The 1,024-nt window shown below is 59.3% G+C and carries 1 protein-coding gene; it reads right to left on the minus strand.

The features are described from left to right. Nucleotides 1–99: 99 nt before the first annotated feature. Complete coding sequence (locus tag ACRESJ_RS26530; protein WP_431760516.1) at nucleotides 100–870, minus strand: SDR family oxidoreductase; 771 nt, start codon at nucleotides 868–870, stop codon at nucleotides 100–102. Nucleotides 871–1,024: the final 154 nt, after the last annotated feature.

Consider the following 1,024-nt stretch of genomic DNA (forward strand, 5'->3'; position numbering starts at 1 on the left):
GCTCCTACAAATGCCTTAACTGACCGGCATTAGGGCAAGCCTCGCTCCTACAGATGCTTGTAGGAGCGAGGCTTGCCCGCGAAGGGCCGTTAATCGGTCTTACGCCTGACCACCACTGCGATCAATCGCAAACCCTGCCCAGCTCTGGCTCACCGGCATCAACTCCAGCGTGTTGATGTTGATGTGTGCTGGCGCATTGAGAATCCAGAAGATGGTGTCCGCGATGTCCTGGGGCTGGATCGGCTCGGCGCCCGCGTAGGTGGCGTCGTAACGTTTTTGATCGCCGCCAAAACGCACCAACGAAAACTCACTCTCGCACAAGCCTGGCTCGAGGTTACTCACCCGTACGCCCGTGCCTTGCAGATCGCAGCGCAGGCTCAGGGAGAATTGTTGAACGAAGGCCTTGGTCCCGCCATACACATGGCTGCCCGGATATGGGTAGCTGCCAGCGACGGAACCCAGGTTGACGATACCGGCGCCACGACCGTGGGCGATCAGGCGCGGCAGCAGCAGGCGCGTGGCGTACAACAGGCCCTTGATGTTGGTATCGACCATGGTGTCCCAGTCGTCCAGGCTGCACTTGGGCGCCGGGTCAGCGCCCAGTGCCAGGCCGGCGTTATTGATCAGCCCGCGCAATTTGGCAAAGGAAGGCGGCAGGTTGGCAATGGCTTCTTCCATGGCCTTGCGATCCCGCACATCGAGTACCAGACCATGCACTTCGGTCTGCTTCGACAGCTCGGCGCATAGAGCGTTGAGGCGTTCTTCACGACGGCCGGTCAGCACCAGTTTCCAGCCGGCCTCGGCAAAACGACGGGCACAAGCTTCACCAAAACCGGAGGTTGCGCCGGTAATAAACAGGGTGTTGGACATCGTGTTCTCCTTGCTTCGGCTGAAGGTCAGCCATTGGAATGGACAATCAGCAGGCAGCATGCCCGGCTGGGCACTCACGGGCAACCACGTTACCCCACTGTAGGAGCTGCCGAAGGCTGCGATCTTTTGATCTTGCTCTTTAAAATCAAAAGAT

Source organism: Pseudomonas sp., assembly GCF_050739655.1.
In the GTDB taxonomy this organism is placed as follows: domain Bacteria; phylum Pseudomonadota; class Gammaproteobacteria; order Pseudomonadales; family Pseudomonadaceae; genus Aquipseudomonas.

What these genes read in the sequence shown, in the direction of transcription:
- ACRESJ_RS26530 (WP_431760516.1), bottom strand. Translation starts at nt 870, where the DNA reads ATGTCCAACACCCTGTTTATTACCGGCGCAACCTCCGGTTTTGGTGAA.